The following is a 16,824-nucleotide window of genomic DNA, read 5'->3' as shown; positions in this document are numbered from 1 at the left end:
GCATCCCCTGCACGCCCATCTTACCCCTTTATAACCACTTTACAGACGTCCCTGTTGATTAAATGAGTAACGACCTTGGCTATCTGGACTGGGTAAATAATCTAACTGCTGAGCCAGTGATGCGGGAAATTGTGCGCCCGGCTTAAACCAAGCTTGAGCTGCAAAGCTTCGATCTGCTTGAAGCCGTAACGAAAACTCACTGCTTACTTGCTCCGTCTGTTGACCGCCCGTTATTTCAAACACACTCTGCTGACAAGTAAAATCAGCAACCACCGCTCCTAACGCTAGCTCACCAAGTGGAGAACCAACTTGACCTTGATCCCAAGTCATCACGCCTTGCGCTGTGTCACACCAAGGAACACGGTAGCGATAATCACGTAAAGTCAGCTCCACTTGTCCTTCAAAGGTCAGAGGAATAGGTAAGGTTAAATAAGGTTGTAGCTGCTTAGCCGGTAAGGAGATCACCAGATGTTCAGCAAAAGGACCCGACCAACCATAACCAACCACACCACGTCCTTGCCACTGTACATCACTACCCCGTCCAAAACGCACCGCTAGCCGTGCTTGGGCTTTTAACAGCGCCGACCATTGCCACTGCCATTGAACCGCCCCCGCATTCTGTTGTTGCCAACGAACTTGACTCGCGCTGCCATTCCAAATAGTCCCTTTAACACCTTGCAAAGCTAAACCTGAAGGTAATGGAAAGTGCTTAATCACGACATGAGCGGGAAGGTGAAGCAGCGCACTAACGAAAGCGACCGAGATAAATAGACTCAAATAGCCAATAATACGCTTCATGTTATCCGACCCGCTTAAACTGTAGACGTCTGACTTCTACCATGCCCGAAACTTTACCGCGTTCGAGATCCATAAACTCAACCTCAATCCCTTGTCGCTCTTTTAAATGAGCCAACCAAGCAACCAACTGGGTAAATGGTACTGGTTGAATCCATACTTGCATACGGTCGCCACGCGGCTGCACTCTGACTAACTCAATATTGAATTGCCCGGTCGATGCGGCGATCACTTGGTTTAACGGTTGAGCAGAGCGCACCACACCGCCTTGCTGACGTAGAGCGCTAATTTGATCGGCCGTATTTTCTACCCATTGTAATAGTTGGCGTTCACTTTGGATGCGAGTTTTGGCTTCCTGACTGCGTTGATTGAGTGGTGCAATTGCCCCCCAATAGACGAACCCGAGCACCAAACAGAGCACCGCGACCGATAATAAGCGTTGCTCACGCTGACTAATACTTTGCCACCATAGATAAAGTGGAGTTAATTTGTCTTTCATTACTCACTCCCTTCCTTAGGTTTCAAAACAAACGATCCTGATACCCGTTGCTCATTACGGCTGAGCTGTCCTTGCTCGACCAAAAAGTACTCCGCTAACTTGACTCTCGCTTGTTCAAACGATTGAAAATCACTACTAGTGACATCAAGACGCACTTCACTGCGATTGCCGTCAAAACGTAAACTTTGCACTTGCATATCAGTCACACTACCAATCGTCTCTGGTAATCGGCTGAACCAACTTAGGACATCTTCACCTTGCGCTGAACCAGAGAGCGCCGTTAACTCATCCGTCATCTGTCGTCTCAAATAACTGACGGTTGGAATACGCTGCTTATCAGGAAAAATCTCTCTAAAAATACGTTCACTTTCATCACGATAGCTTTGCGCGAGCTGCGTATCTTTATGAACTTGTAAACCATAACTGGTCATCAATACCACCAGCAAAAACAAACCGGCGATCACGGCCTTACGCCAAATCAACCAATATTTATTCCAAGAGGATTTGGGCTTAAAAGGCCCAGTCAGCAAATTTATTTTATGTGTGAGCACTTGCTCAGTGAGCAGCACCAACAACGACGGACAAGCCATCGACTGCCACGATTGTTGCTCACTCAAGGGAAGTTCGGGTAAAGGAGTATAAGCTGTGAGAGGTAAATACTCGGTCTGATTCTTAACCCAGTCCGACGCACAAAACCACGTTAACCAGTCCTTATCAACCGATAATCCACTGTATTCACCTTTACGCACCAGCCATTGATCACCCATTTGACCGGCACTTAATCCCTCCTCATGCACCGGCAAAGCCAACACATCGGGGACCACTCGCTTAACGTCTAGTCCTAACGCTTGTAACTGCTCCAGCATGGCCTGTAACCAGGCACGATCAACGCCAGCAACAAAAGCTTGATCACCTTGTTTACCTAATACACTAAAATGCAGTTCATCAACATCTTGCGCGATCTCTTCTTCTAAAAGATAGGGAAGCATGGCGGCAAACTGCCGACTGCCTCCTGCAGGGATCGTGACTTGAGTTAACAGTAAGTCGCTGGTTGATAGCAAAATTATCGTTGAACGCTGAACCGCGTGCGGGGTCAGTTGTTCGAGTTGTTGTCCATTGCTTAGCTCACCACTGGCGATCACTTGTTGCTGAGTCGATGACCAGACTAACCAAGGGATAATTGCATTTTGTTGACTACTCAGCCGAACGATCAAGCTTTCGCTCACTGACTCCTCCATAGCGACGGCTAACTACCGTAGCATCCTTTTTATTACTGCTATAAAACAGACTACGAACACGCACTCGGGACGTATCCACCATCACCTGAGCATCCAATTCAAAATAGTGACTATCGACACTTAAATACGCTCTTGCCTCTTCACGACGCGCATTATCGACGGCCGCGATCGCTGGCTCGGCGAGAAAACTCGCCACGCTATCCCAACCATCAAAGGGGCGAGATTCTAACACAGACTTAGCGTTGGCCTCATTTAAATACGGGCTAAACATGGCCACCAATAATGGCGCTTTTTCTGGTGGTAACGTATTGATATTTAAACGCCAATCTTGGGTGGGTAGCGCACAGACATAAGGTGACAGCTGATGCATTGCTTCGCCACTCACTTGATACACTGCCCGCAATTCACTGGCATCGGCCAATAAACCATTTGGCGGTAAATACGCTGGTGTCATCGATTCATACAAGCTATCTTCTGCACCATTGGAACGATTAACCCGATCATCGGCATCAATAAAATCCCATGTCGCATCGGCAATCGTCTCAGCTTGAAAATTATCAATCTCTACTTCATCCAACAACGCGCGCCACACTCGATAGAGATAAGGTGGCGTTGGCTCATTGCTGGGCAGTAAACCTGCGAATGCATTGAGATTAAAACAGGCTTGTGCATCGACTAAACTGCCCGTCACCACGCCATAATCTAGCGGGTAAGTTTGATGTTGTTGAGACCAAGGCTGATTCAAACTGATCACATCACTGTCTTGATAACTCTGTTCAATCGCGGCTTTGGCTAACGCCTCCACCCCCAGCGTATACCAATACGCTTGCTGATAGCCCAGTTGGTGATTAGCACGTTGAAACTGACTAAACATACGCTGCGACATCGTCGCAGCAATCGAAACCATCACCGCCAGCAGTAATAACACGACGATTAACGCGACTCCGCGCTGGGCATTAGGATGCGCCATCGGCCTCTCCTAATGAAGCGCCAGTTAATAAATAGACTCGCTCAATCTCACCATAATCTTTCAGTGTTAAGCGCACGCTGACCGCTTCGGGCAATCGACGCTCCGATTCCCATTGTTCTGACCACTCTCCCCGTTGATAAAAGCGCATCGACCAGCTTTCAACCTCGCTCAGCACTGGCGCAATGACTGGCTCTTGTGCAACAGGAGTGTCAGGATAACGCCACCACACTCTTTCTAGGACATGATCTTTTAAACGATAACCGACTTTAAGTACTTCACCACGCGGAAACTGTTGCTGGGGGTTATGCCAACCTAAGCGGGTAAATAACACGCCTTTTTCATCTGAATCGAGCAAATAATCTCGCCACTGGACAAGGAGTCCGGTCGGAGCTTCACCATTAGTACGAAAAGCGCGTGCCGCCATTTGTCGAAAGTCGGCATCCATCATTACCATCGCGCGCTGTAGCTCACTCAATCGGGCTTCTCGTTGTGCAGAAACTTGATTACTCAGTTGTACCTGATAAAGCACCTGATAAGCTGCAATACTTAAACTGGCAAAAATCGCTATCGCCACTAGGACTTCGATTAAGGTAAATCCGCGTGTTTTATTTGCTGACATAGCTTCTAACCGTGACCAAAGGTTGGCCTTTTTCTGCGCTGGCAACACTGACATCAAAGGCAGATAACACTGGCGCAGTGGTCGCAATCGGCGCAACGCGCCAGTACCAAGTGCGACCAGCAAGTTCCTCTTTGCCTTCTTTTGCCGCGAGTGAAGCGGGGGTTAACATGACCTTGGCCATCTGATTATCGGCTACCATTGCCGCGAACATTTTATCTTCCAGATAACCAATCGTATTGACGTGCTGAGTCACCGCTCGAATCACACTGATCGCCGCGGTAGCAAAAATCGCTAACGCGACCAAAACTTCCAACAGCGTAAAACCGCGCTTCCTTTTACTCATCACTCTCTCCTGGTGCGAATAGGCGAATATGCCCATTATCTTCGACCACGACTTGCCAAGCTTGTTCGACGCTCTCCTGATGAGGGTAAAGCAATAAACGAAACGGGGTGATTTCACCACTAGAGAGAATAAATACTTGTGGCGCAGGTTCGCTTTGCTGTTCTTTGTACTCAGCAAACCTCTCCTCATCAAACAAAGATCCTGGGGTGAAGAGTCGGTTTTTATCCTGCCAAACGCCGCTACCGAGAACAAAATCGAGATTGAGTGAATCGGCTAAGCTAAGTTGAGCAGCAAAACCAATTTTATCGATCTTTTGCCAGCCTTTCTCGGTCAGCTGTACAAAGGTAAAACGTTTATTGGGCTCATCAATCCGTAAGCCAAAATCAAAACCACTGAGCAGTGCCTCTTCATTGAGTAACTGTAAACGCTGAAACAAGCTCTGCGCAGCCACATTAGCCTGATCATTTTGTCGAGCTGGCAACGTGGCGATCACCGCTACCGCACTGATTGAAATCAGTACCAATACGAGCATGATTTCAAGTAGCGTAAAGCCTCGGGTAAATTTCATTACTGATGACTGCTCAATGGGTTATCGGTAAGCAACAGGAATGTCACGGGATTTATTGAAAATCCTGCAAATTCCAGTTACCAATCACGGCGTTCGAACCTTCGCCACCTTCTTGACCATCCGCCCCTAAAGTAAAGACATCAATCCGACCATGATCGCCAGGGCTTAAATATTGATAATCATTGCCCCAAGGATCTTTCGGTAGACGACGAATGTATCCACCGTCACGATAATTACGCGGTTCAGGGTTTGATGGCTTAGTCACCAACGCCTCTAAGCCTTGATCCGTCGTTGGGTAAACATTGTTATCCAAGCGATACATATCCAAGGCATTTTCTAAGGCAACAATATCGGTAATGGCTTTTTGTTGATCGGCCTTTTCTTTGTTACCCAATAAATTAGGCACTACGAAACTGGCCAAAATGCCTAAAATCACCACCACCACCATCACTTCCAGTAAGGTAAAACCTGACTGTTTACTTGCTCTTCTATTCATAGTTACTCCATTTCGATCCAAGCATCGTACACCGATTAACGGCTCATTAAATTATTCATTTCTAAAATCGGCATCAAGGTTGCCATGACAATAAACAGTACCAATCCAGCCATTAACGCGATTAACGCAGGGGTAAAAATCCCCAGTGCTATATTCACCGTCGATTCAAAGTTGGCATCCTGATTATCGGCAGCACGGGTCAACATACTCTCTAATTCACCACTTTGTTCACCACTGGCAATCATGTGCAACATCATGGGCGGGAACAACTTGGTTTGAGATAAGGCTTTACGCAAGCTAGAGCCTTCACGTACGTTATCGGCCGCCAGTAAGACTTGCTGCTTAACGTATTGATTGGTCATCACATCAACCGCCACTCGCATGCCATCGAGGATCGGAATCGCACTGGAAGTACAAATCGATAGCGTGCGCGCAAAACGCGACGTGTTCAGTCCTTTGGCAATTTTGCCAATCATTGGCATAAATAGCAGCTTTTTATGCCAGTACAAACGAACGTTAGGTTTACGCAGTAACCATTTGATAAAGTAAATACTCACTAACACACTGGCGAGTAAGGTTAATCCCCACTGCTGAACAAAATCACTTGAAGAGAGCAAAAATTGGGTCGATGCAGGCAGCGCCTGTCCCATCTGTACAAATTGACCGACAATTTTCGGCACCACCGCAGCAAGTAGAAAAGCCACGATTCCAACAGCAAACACTACTAAGACAATCGGATACAACAAGGCTTGCATCAACTTAGAACGCATTTTTTGTCGGTTTTCAGCGTAATCCGCTAATCGCTCTAAAATCGCATCCAAATGCCCAGATTTTTCACCCGCAGCGACCATTGAACGAAACAGATCATCAAAGATATGTGGGTAGTCGGCCAAGCTATCGGCTAACGTATAGCCTTCGGTGACTTTAGCCCGCACTGCAGCCAGCATATTACGGATCCGAGGTTTTTCCGATTGTTCAGACACGGCGCGTAAGCACTCTTCTAACGGCATCCCTGACTGAACCAACGTCGAAAGCTGACGAGTCAACAAAGCCAGATCGGGTGTACTAATGCCGCGAGGTTTGACCCAACTGCTTTGCTGAGCTTTAGCTGCTTTGGCTTGCGTCTCCACCACTTCAATTGGCAGCAAACCTTGCTCTTTTAAGCGTTGACGGACTTGACGAGCATTATCACCTTCGAGAATGCCTTTTTTTTGCCGGCCTTTGGCATCTAATGCTCGATATTCAAACGCTGCCATTTACGACTCCTTGGTCACGCGCAACACCTCTTCAAGAGAAGTGATCCCTTGGCGGACTTTATCCAAACCATCATCGCGAATGCTTGGCGTTTGTTCACGAATCGCTTGTTCTATCGCTTGCTCCCCCGCTTCGCGATGGATCAGCGCTTGAACCTTATCATCCACTAACATCAGTTCATGAATCCCCGTTCGCCCACGGTACCCCTTAAAATTACATTTCTCACAACCTGCGGCGCGATAAAGGGTTAATGGCTCTTTTTTACTGACCGAAAACAGCTTACGCTGCTCTTTATCCGCCTCGTATGGCTGCTTACAATCTGGGCATAAAGTACGTACCAAACGCTGTGCCAGCACGCCCAACAACGAAGAGGAAATTAAAAAAGGTTCGATACCCATGTCACGTAAACGAGTAATCGCACCAATTGCGGTATTGGTATGCAACGTCGACATCACTAAGTGACCGGTCAAAGAAGCTTGCACCGCTATTTGCGCCGTTTCCAAATCACGAATTTCTCCGACCATCACCACATCCGGATCTTGACGTAAAATCGCCCGCAGACCACGAGCAAAAGTCATATCGACTTTGGGGTTAACTTGCGTCTGGCCAATACCGTCAATATCAAACTCTATCGGGTCTTCTACCGTGAGGATATTCCGCTCACTGCTATTCAGTTCTTGCAGTCCGGCATATAACGTAGTCGATTTCCCCGACCCCGTCGGTCCAGTGACCAATAAAATACCGTGTGGCCGAGCAATTAACTGACGGAAATTATCGTGATTCGCTTTGGTCATGCCTAAACTGTATAAATCTAACCGAGTGGCATTTTTATCCAACAAACGCATCACGACTCGCTCACCATGAGAAGAAGGCATAGTAGAAACACGCACGTCGACTGCCCGCCCGCCGATACGCAGAGAAATCCGCCCATCTTGAGGAACGCGTTTCTCGGCAATATCGAGTTTAGCCATCACCTTTACCCGTGAAATAAGCAGGGGCGATAATTTACGGCTCGGTGATAGCACCTCACGCAGGACACCATCGACACGAAAACGGATCGATAACACTTTCTCAAAGGTTTCAATATGAATATCCGATGCGCCTTCTTTGATCGCCTCACCTAACATGGCATTGATCAATTTAATGATCGGCGCATCATCTTCGGACTCTAATAAATCTTCACTTTGCGGCAACTCTTCAGCAAGAGAAAAGAAATCATCGCTATCGGCACCAATGTCTTCCATTAACTGACGCGCTTCAGATGAATCTCGTTGGTAGACTTGGGTGATTTTGGCTTCAAATGCTTCAGCACTGATCTCACTCAACGCAAACGGCTGTTTGATTACGCGTTTAATTTCAACCAGAGCAGGAATCGACAATGGCGCAACGCAATACACCGTGGCATGGTGTTGCGCTTCATCCCACTCTAAAACTAACTTATGGCGCTGAGCAAAACTGAACGGTAAGCGACGAATCCGCTGCAACCCCTGCGTATCAATCACATCCACACTCATTATTTATTATCCATTTGATCAAGAAAAGCTTGCAATTCAGCAGGATGACGACGAGATTCACCATATTTCGGTAATACAGGAATATTGTTATTATCCATTAACTTGAGCCCCTGATCGGCTTTAAATAGCTGCTCGGCACGAATGTAGTTGTACTTGCGCTGAGTGATACCGTCTGCAGTCATACCATCACGAATGATGGTTGGCTTAATAAACACCATCAGGTTTTTCTTTTCTACCGTGGTATTGGTTGAGCGGAATAGATAACCTAACAATGGAATGTCACCAAGAATCGGCACCTTAGATTCGCTCTCTGCGGTACGCTCATCAATCAACCCGCCAAGCACCAGCATTTGTCCATCTTGCACCATCACCGTGGTATTCAACTGACGCTTAGCAAAACGCACATCGACCGCGCCCTGAGCACCAAGCACGTTGGAAACTTCTTGTTCAATCGAGAGCTGAACGGAATCACCTTCGTTAATTTGTGGCACAACTTTCAGTTTGATGCCGACTTCTTTGCGCTCTACGGTTTGGAATGGATTATCGTTATTCGAACCAGCGGTTGAACCGGTTAATACTGGCACTTCTTCACCAACAATAAACGAGGCTTCACCGTTATCCATTACCGTAATGCTCGGTGATGATAAGATATTGGTGCTGGAGGTGCTCGATACCGCGCTGATCAGCGCCGTCCAGTCACCCATCATTACTCCAAGCGCGGCACCATTGACTCCTGATAAAGCCGAAGCAAGTGTTGAGTAGTCACCTTTTTTTGTGGTTGTCTCATTTCTTAAAAAATTACCATCTCGATCATAAACCGCTCTCGATTCAGTAGTATCTTTCGCTTGCTCTAATCCAACCATAACCTGGCCCACTTGCGCACCACTATTGCCGTATTGAATTACCGCGCCATCTTTTAATGAGCCCCATTGTACGCCGAGATTAATCCCATCACCTTCAGCCATTTCAACAATCAAAGCTTCGATCAGCACTTGAGCGCGGCGAATATCCAGTTGAGAAATCACGTCCAACAAAGAGTTCATGATATCTTGCGGCGCAGTGATCACCAGCGAGTTGGTATCGGTATGCGCGGAAATCATCACGCTGCTACGTGATGAACTTGCACTACGCTGACCGCCTTGTTTCTCGGCCTGGAGGTTTTCAGACACATCTTTTAACACGGTGACTAAATCAGCGGCTTTAGCGTATTTCAGATAGACCACGCGGTTATTACCTCGCGTAGCCATTTCAACATCTAACTGATTAATCAAACGTTTAATCCGCTCACGCACTTTCGGATCACCCGAAATCAAAATCGAATTGGTACGATCATCGGCCACAAATTTAGGTTGTAAAAACTCAGGTGCATTTTGAGTATTGTTAGCACGGCTCAGCGCTTCGACGATCCGCACCATTTCGGAAGCAGAAGCATTGCGCAGCTCGACCACTTCAATGTCAGTATCGCCAGCCTGATCAACGCGATGAATAATATTGGCTAAGCGATTGACCACCGCAGCATGGCCCGTAATCAAAATGATATTCGCCGGATCATAGTGCACTACGTTGCCCGCGCCAGCGTTATCAATCAACTGACGCAATAGCGGAGATAGCTCACGAACGGAAACATTCTTCACGGTCACCACTTGAGTGACGACACTGTCACCAAAAGCGCGATCATCATTGCCCAGCACCGGAATAGCCGAGGTTTTAGCATCTTTAGAGCGAATCACCTTCAGTACACCGTTATCCATCTCCACCACGGCAAATCCATACACTTCAAGGACATTCAAAAAGAAGCTGTAGTACTGCTCTTCATTGAGAGTGTCGTAGCTGCGTACATCAATTTTTCCGCGTACCGAAGGATCGACGATGATGGTTTTTTCAAGATTTCGTCCAACGATAGTAATAAACTCTTGAATATCGGTGCCTTTGAAACTGACACTGAAGGTTTGATTCGCCTGTGCTAATGGCGCTGCAATTAGGCTTGCCACCAAAAGCCAGCTACTTTTCTTAAGCCAATGCTTCACACAATACTCCCTTAATGATTACCGCCAATTGGCTGTTAAAACTGAATATAAATATCATGCTGTTGTCCATCTCGCTCTACTGTCAGATTCAGCTCAGTCAGATCAGAAATGGACTCAAACACTTGCGTCATTGCACTCGGGTCGGTTAAATCGAGTCCATTCAGCTGCACAGCGATGTCCCCATTTTGTAAACCAACGGCTTCAAAAAGCGCAGGATCTCGCCCAGCACTAACGCGATAACCGACGATTTGATCATCTTGTTTGACTTGCGACAAGCTCACGTACTGAAACACCTCACGGGGATTTTGACTGATCGCCGAACGAATAGCAGCCAGCTTGTCTTCTACTACCGCTTGTGCGGCAGGCGCTGTGCGCTGAGCCACATTGTTGGTGCTCGGCTTACCATAATCGAGTCCTTCTAGCATTAGCGTTTCATCCCGACCAGCATTATCAATAATAACTCGGTCAGCCAATACCGCCTTTAACGTCACGCGGGTTCCTTCTATTTGTTCATTCAATCCGTAAGTGGCTTGCTGGCCTCGGTTAGCAATAACCGCCAAACTGCGCTCCAGCTCATTACTGGCAACGACACCAACTAAGGTTAAATTAAGACGCGTGGGCGGCGCATCGACTTGAACGGGAGCCACGACAACAGGAGCCGCTTGGGGATTATAAACGCCAAATAGATGACTATTTTGCAACGGACCAATATCCGTTCTCGCCGTCGCCACTTGGCTACTGATTGGTTTCGCCACCCATGGTACGATCGAACTCTCTTGTTTTGGCAACAACCACACCAGTTGGCCAATGATCCAAGCAGAGAAGACAAGGCAAGTTAAAGTGAGAATGAGACTCAACGGATTCTGCCAACGAAGAACCTGCGCCATGCGCTCGCTAAAAGTCTGTTGATTAAATTCCATTGATTATTTCAATCCTTGCTGATTCATCATCCAAAGCGTTCACTAGTTATTGAGTCAGTTAATATACATCAGCTCGATAATCGGTGCGACTGACGACGTTATTTTATGATGATTATTTACCGCTTCGCTTGAAAATCTGGGAGCTTGTCTCCATAGTTTGTTGATAAATCCACTCCGAAAGCTGTGCTATCTTTACAAGATAAACACCAAAGGCGTAGCGCGAAACCGCAGACAGCGTGACTACCTTAGAGGCCACCAATAATCATGAGTTCCCCAGAACAAGCAGTTCGCTTAGATAAATGGCTTTGGGCCGCTCGATTTTATAAAACACGCGCATTAGCCCGAGAGATGGTTGAAGGGGGCAAAGTTCACTATAATGGTCAGCGGAGTAAACCCAGTAAAGCGGTTGAAGTCGGTGCGATGATTACCTTACGTCAAGGTAATGAAGAAAAAACCGTTGTCATTGAACAGATTGCTCAGCAACGGCGCGGCGCAGCCGAAGCACAGGCTTTGTATAGCGAAACTTCAGAGAGTATCGTCAAACGAGAACGCCAAGCGTTGCTTCGTAAGCTCAATGCCCATAACCCAAGTCCAGAACGGCGTCCAGATAAGAAACAGCGCCGTGATCTTATCAAATTCAAACATCAATAAATTAGTCGGATCATTCACTATGACAACACAAGTAACCCCCAACAATCTATTACATCGCTATCTGTTTGAAGACTTATCGGTGCGTGGTGAATTGGTACAACTCAATGATGTTTACCAACGAATTATCACCAGTAAAGATTACCCCGTACCAATTCAACACTTACTCGGTGAGCTATTGGTCGCCACCAGCTTACTGACGGCGACGTTAAAGTTTGAAGGGTCAATCACCATGCAATTGCAAGGCGATGGTCCCGTTTCGTTGGTCGTGATCAATGGCGATAATCAACAAAAGATGCGCGGTGTCGCTCGCTGGGATGGGCAAATTGCCGCGGATGCTACTCTGCATCAATTGGTCGGTAACGGTTATTTAGTCATTACCATTGAACCTAAAAAAGGTGAGCGTTACCAAGGTGTCGTCGGGCTTGAAGGAGATAACCTAGCACAAGTGCTCGAAGGTTATTTCTTGCGCTCTGAGCAATTAAAAACACGCTTATGGATCCGCACCGGTGAACACGATGGCAAACCTCATGCCGCAGGCATGTTGTTACAAGTGATGCCTGATGGTACGGGTTCTGAAGAGGACTTTGAGCATCTAGAACAGTTGACGAACACTGTTAAAGATAGTGAGTTATTTGGTCTAGAAGCGACGGATCTTCTCTATCGTCTTTATAACCAAGAAAAGGTGCAACTCTTTACACCACAAGTCGTTGAGTTTGTTTGTGGCTGCTCTCGAGAACGCAGCGCCGCCGCGATCATCACTATCGCCCAAGAAGAAGTAAACAGTATTCTCGCCGAAGAGGGTCAAGTCTCCTTGCACTGTGATTATTGTGGAACGACTTACTCTTTTGACAGCGCCCAAGTCAGTGAACTCTTTGCTCAAAGCGCTCCCAACAATCCAACGGTGCATTAATTTTCATCGCTCAACAAGCACGATAAAATCACCTTACAGCCAGCATTTTGCTGGCTTTTTTGTGCACAAACCGTCAATAAATCAAGCATAAACCATACCGTACAGCATACTTATTTTCTTTTGAATATTAATCATTTACGCTAGCGCAAAGGTTTGCGTACACGATAGAATAGGTAATGCCAGTATCTGTGACGGGTTGCTTATAATCTTCGAAAAGGCATGGGTAATATTTGACCTAGCTCCCTGTTTTTTCGGTACCCCGTTGTTAGCATGGTAAACAGATAACAATTACAAAAAGTTACATAAAATCCCTACAAAATCCTTATAAGGAGCACCTAACTGACCGTTATGGAACATACCAAGGCTGCACAATTAGATCTTACCCAATATGGAATTACCAACGCGACAGAAGTGATCCGTAACCCCAGTTACGAGCTGTTGTTTGCGGAAGAAACTCGCTCAGATTTGACTGGCTATGAAAAAGGCATCGTAACAGAACTAGGAGCGGTCGCTGTTGATACGGGTATTTTCACTGGCCGATCACCAAAAGATAAATTCATTGTCAATGACGATACTACCCGCGATACCTTATGGTGGACTTCAGATCACGCCAAAAATGATAACAAACCTATCAATCAAGCGGTTTGGAATGACCTAAAATCTCTTGTTACTAAACAGCTATCAGGCAAACGTCTATTCGTTATTGACGGCTATTGTGGTGCTAACCCAGATACTCGTCTGAATATTCGCGTGATTACTGAAGTTGCTTGGCAAGCTCACTTCGTGAAAAATATGTTTATTCGCCCAAGTGAAGAAGAGTTAGCGACCTTCAAAGCTGACTTTGTGGTGATGAACGGCGCGAAATGCACCAATGATAAATGGCAACAACAGGGATTAAATTCAGAAAACTTTACCGTATTTAATCTCACCGAGAAAATGCAGCTGATCGGCGGCACTTGGTACGGCGGCGAGATGAAGAAAGGTATGTTCGCGATGATGAACTACTTCCTTCCATTACAAGGTATCGCTTCAATGCACTGCTCAGCCAATATGGGTAAAGACGGCGATGTGGCGATTTTCTTCGGTCTATCCGGCACTGGCAAAACCACGCTCTCTACCGATCCGAAACGTGCTTTGATCGGTGATGATGAACATGGCTGGGATGATGACGGCGTGTTTAACTTTGAAGGTGGCTGCTACGCTAAAACCATTAAATTGTCCAAAGAAGCCGAACCCGACATTTATAATGCGATTCGTCGTGATGCATTACTAGAAAACGTCACTGTACGTGGTGATGGCTCCATCGATTTTGATGACGGTTCTAAAACTGAGAACACCCGTGTCTCTTACCCCATTTACCATATCGAAAATATTGTTAAGCCGGTCTCTAAAGGTGGTCATGCGAATAAAGTGATCTTCCTTTCCGCCGATGCTTTTGGCGTACTGCCTCCAGTATCGAAACTGACCCCTGAGCAGACGAAGTATCACTTCCTATCTGGGTTTACCGCTAAACTAGCGGGTACCGAACGTGGCATAACCGAACCAACACCAACTTTCTCGGCGTGTTTTGGTGCGGCATTCCTGACCTTGCACCCAACTCAGTACGCCGAAGTACTCGTTAAACGCATGGAACAAGCTGGCGCAGAAGCCTATCTGGTCAATACTGGTTGGAACGGTTCAGGTAAACGCATCTCAATTAAAGATACTCGTGCAATCATTGATGCAATTTTGGATGGTTCGATTGAACAGGCACAAACCAAATCGATTCCTATCTTTAATCTAGAAATCCCGACCGCTTTACCTGGGGTTGATCCTGCTATTTTAGATCCTCGTGACACTTACGTCGATCCATTACAGTGGGAAAGCAAAGCAAAAGATCTTGCTGCTCGCTTTATCAACAACTTTGCTAAGTATACAGACAACGCGGAAGGCAAAGCGTTAGTGAGCGCTGGCCCACAGCTTGATTAAGCGATTCTAACTAGACTAGCCCCTCGCAATGAGGGGCTATTTTTGGCTTGAACCGTTACGCAAGATACGCCAAGCTATGCATTCGCATAATGACAGTATGAGAGAATGATGAAAAAACTGCTGACTCTGTGTATCGCAAGTCTTCTTGTCATGACCAGTGGTGTATTATTGCTTTTCGCCCTACTGCATACCCGCTACCTGACCCCTTGCGCACAATGGTTCGTTAATCAGCGATGGCCACAAACCCTCACTTTCCATCAACTCGAGTATACTTATCCACTGCACTTTCGTTTCATCAATCCAACGCTTTATCTCTCATCCAACCCTTTTCACGCCCAACAAGTAGATATTTGGCTCAACCCCGGTTTACGAAAACAGGGGCAGTGGCAAATTGATAGCCTATTAATCGATGGAGCAAATCTCTCTTCTGGACTACCGAGTTATCAATGGCCTAAGCAGTGGGCACTGCATCAGTTAGCGGTGCGCAATATTGATTATGTGCATCATGATTGGATCATCCGCGGCCTAAGTGGTCAAATAGAGCAACCGCAATGGCCAGCAACGACTAACTCATTACCTTACGGTAAACTGCAGTTATCTGCGGAACAGGTTTATTGGCAAGGTGAAGCGTTAAGTCAATTATTGATTGATGCCGATCATCGAGCGCAACAGAGCACCATTTACGGCTTTTCCTTTGCTTGGCGACAGGCGCTTTTTTCTGGCCAAGCGGAACAGTATCCACAAGGTTGGTCATTAGTGAATGCCACCATCAATCGCTTAAATATCACCCCAAACTCACCATTACCTCCGCTGGCTTGGCGACAACTTATTGAAAAGCATCTATTTCATATTAATAGCTTAGATGTTCTTAATAGCGATATTCAGCAAGGTGACGTTACCTTGAATAACGTGAGTTTTTCTCTCGAGAATCTATTACTTACCCCATCTTGGTGGCAGCAAGAAAATGGCTATCTCTCCCTTAATGCCGATAGTCTGCTCTGGCAAAATCAGCAATGGAACGAACCCACGTTTAAACTGGAATTGACTCCCCAAAAAATCACAATCACTGAATTTACTGCCGACTGGCTTGATGGGCATGTTCAATTTAATGGCTTTGTTACCCCAGATGAGCTCTATCTACATCGACTGGCCATCAGCCGAAGTCGCTGGATTCAAGAGCAAATTGGTCAGTTTTCATTACCCAGTCATGCCCTCTCTGCCTTAAAAAACTTACACATTGAACAGTTGAACTTAAATAACTTACAACTGATTCAGTTAGCTGACTCCCCCCATTGGCAACTCTCTGGATTCAACGCTGCTGGGCAAGGGCTGGAATTGAAGCGTCATGGACGATGGGGATTATGGAACGGGGAACTGACTTTAAGTGCTAATAATGCCAGTATTGAACAAACACTAACCTCACAAGCGATTGTCGAGGTCAGTAGCCACAATGGCCTTGGGCATATCACTCGAGCTTTTTTCCCTCTCGAACAAGGGTATCTTGATGCGACAGCAAGTTGGGATGCCACAACAGCCAGTGCGCCTTGGCAACTCCAATTGCATGCCGATGGCCTACCACTGCAGCTTTTTAACCATTGGGTTCCACTGCCATTAAACGTCGATGCTTTAGCTGAGTTTACTGTTACCGCACAAGGGCTAGCTGGTGATTACCCGATGTTCAGCCACTCCTTAACTGGGCAACTTAATGGCTACTTACGTCAAGGAACCTTTACTTATCAACATCATGATACGCTGGTGGTTCAACCTTTTGAATCAGATGCCATTCAGCTAACGGCTGACCGAGGACGACTACAACTCCCACCAATCACTCTATCTGGCCCTAAACTGAATGCCAAACTTGACGGAAAGATGGATTTATTAACCCCCGATCAAGCAATACTAGAACTGCATCTGTGGCAAGATTGCACTGAGCATCACTTCGATCTATTACGAGATCAACAGGCGACACAAGTTAACGCGCCATGCCGATCAACGGAGAATCCATCGGCAAGATAACTGATCTCACTGATATGGATAGATCACCATGCTTAA

At 46.5% G+C, this 16,824-nt stretch carries 16 protein-coding genes; 4 read left to right on the top strand and 12 right to left on the bottom strand.

The genetic code is table 11. The features are described from left to right. Positions 1-39: 39 nt before the first annotated feature. The 12 genes from VIB_RS02335 to gspC are packed head-to-tail and all read right to left on the bottom strand — an operon-like array spanning position 40 to position 11,243. On the bottom strand, positions 40-798 hold the full coding sequence (locus VIB_RS02335; protein ID WP_004394384.1) for a type II secretion system protein N: 759 nt from the start codon (positions 796-798) through the stop codon (positions 40-42). A gap of 1 nt (position 799) precedes the next feature. After that, positions 800-1,294 carry a type II secretion system protein M gene (locus tag VIB_RS02330; protein ID WP_040903895.1) on the bottom strand — a complete coding sequence of 165 codons (495 nt, stop codon included), beginning with the start codon at positions 1,292-1,294 and terminating at the stop codon, positions 800-802. Then, positions 1,294-2,520, bottom strand: a complete 1,227-nt coding sequence (gspL, locus tag VIB_RS02325) for a type II secretion system protein GspL (protein ID WP_040903893.1) — start codon at positions 2,518-2,520, stop codon at positions 1,294-1,296. The genes VIB_RS02330 and gspL overlap by 1 nt, the downstream gene beginning before the upstream one ends. Beyond that, entirely contained in the window at positions 2,489-3,502 is a 1,014-nt protein-coding gene (gene gspK / locus VIB_RS02320) for a type II secretion system minor pseudopilin GspK (RefSeq protein WP_004394381.1), read from the bottom strand. Before gspK ends, gspL begins: the two co-directional genes overlap by 32 nt. Beyond that, positions 3,489-4,121: a type II secretion system minor pseudopilin GspJ gene (gene gspJ / locus VIB_RS02315; protein ID WP_040903891.1), complete on the bottom strand. Its 633-nt coding sequence runs from the start codon at positions 4,119-4,121 to the stop codon at positions 3,489-3,491. The genes gspK and gspJ overlap by 14 nt, the downstream gene beginning before the upstream one ends. Then, positions 4,108-4,464 (bottom strand): type II secretion system minor pseudopilin GspI, encoded by a 357-nt coding sequence (gene gspI / locus VIB_RS02310; protein ID WP_040903889.1) that lies wholly within the window; start codon positions 4,462-4,464, stop codon positions 4,108-4,110. Before gspI ends, gspJ begins: the two co-directional genes overlap by 14 nt. Continuing rightward, complete coding sequence (gene gspH / locus VIB_RS02305; RefSeq protein ID WP_040903887.1) at positions 4,457-5,032, bottom strand: type II secretion system minor pseudopilin GspH; 576 nt, start codon at positions 5,030-5,032, stop codon at positions 4,457-4,459. Before gspH ends, gspI begins: the two co-directional genes overlap by 8 nt. Positions 5,033-5,084: 52 nt before the next feature. Next, entirely contained in the window at positions 5,085-5,528 is a 444-nt protein-coding gene (gene gspG / locus VIB_RS02300) for a type II secretion system major pseudopilin GspG (RefSeq protein ID WP_040903885.1), read from the bottom strand. Positions 5,529-5,563: 35 nt separating this feature from the next. Beyond that, a complete protein-coding gene (gspF, locus tag VIB_RS02295) occupies positions 5,564-6,784 on the bottom strand; it encodes a type II secretion system inner membrane protein GspF (RefSeq protein WP_004394379.1) in 1,221 nt (406 codons plus the stop codon). Further along, positions 6,785-8,296 (bottom strand): type II secretion system ATPase GspE, encoded by a 1,512-nt coding sequence (gspE, locus tag VIB_RS02290; RefSeq protein ID WP_004394378.1) that lies wholly within the window; start codon positions 8,294-8,296, stop codon positions 6,785-6,787. It abuts the gene before it with no gap. Beyond that, positions 8,296-10,323: a type II secretion system secretin GspD gene (gene gspD / locus VIB_RS02285; protein WP_040903884.1), complete on the bottom strand. Its 2,028-nt coding sequence runs from the start codon at positions 10,321-10,323 to the stop codon at positions 8,296-8,298. The genes gspE and gspD overlap by 1 nt, the downstream gene beginning before the upstream one ends. Before the next feature lie 35 nt (positions 10,324-10,358). Further along, a complete protein-coding gene (gspC, locus tag VIB_RS02280; RefSeq protein ID WP_004394376.1) occupies positions 10,359-11,243 on the bottom strand; it encodes a type II secretion system protein GspC in 885 nt (294 codons plus the stop codon). 264 nt (positions 11,244-11,507) lie between these two features. Between gspC and hslR the strand changes: the two genes are divergently transcribed. The 4 genes from hslR to VIB_RS02260 all read left to right on the top strand — a co-directional run bounded on the left by hslR (position 11,508) and on the right by VIB_RS02260 (position 16,788). Further along, positions 11,508-11,894: a ribosome-associated heat shock protein Hsp15 gene (gene hslR / locus VIB_RS02275; protein WP_040903881.1), complete on the top strand. Its 387-nt coding sequence runs from the start codon at positions 11,508-11,510 to the stop codon at positions 11,892-11,894. A gap of 19 nt (positions 11,895-11,913) precedes the next feature. Next, positions 11,914-12,804 carry an Hsp33 family molecular chaperone HslO gene (hslO, locus tag VIB_RS02270; protein WP_004394373.1) on the top strand — a complete coding sequence of 297 codons (891 nt, stop codon included), beginning with the start codon at positions 11,914-11,916 and terminating at the stop codon, positions 12,802-12,804. 339 nt (positions 12,805-13,143) lie between these two features. Then, positions 13,144-14,772, top strand: a complete 1,629-nt coding sequence (gene pckA / locus VIB_RS02265) for a phosphoenolpyruvate carboxykinase (ATP) (protein ID WP_040903878.1) — start codon at positions 13,144-13,146, stop codon at positions 14,770-14,772. Positions 14,773-14,880: 108 nt separating this feature from the next. Then, the gene (locus VIB_RS02260) at positions 14,881-16,788 is read left to right on the top strand and encodes an AsmA family protein (protein ID WP_004394370.1); all 1,908 of its coding nucleotides are present in this window, start codon (positions 14,881-14,883) and stop codon (positions 16,786-16,788) included. Positions 16,789-16,824 lie beyond the last annotated feature (36 nt).

This window comes from Vibrio metschnikovii CIP 69.14 (genome assembly GCF_000176155.1).
Lineage (GTDB): Bacteria > Pseudomonadota > Gammaproteobacteria > Enterobacterales > Vibrionaceae > Vibrio > Vibrio metschnikovii.
Note: the sequence above shows the minus strand (reverse complement) of the source record. Positions and strands in the feature narration are given on the sequence as shown.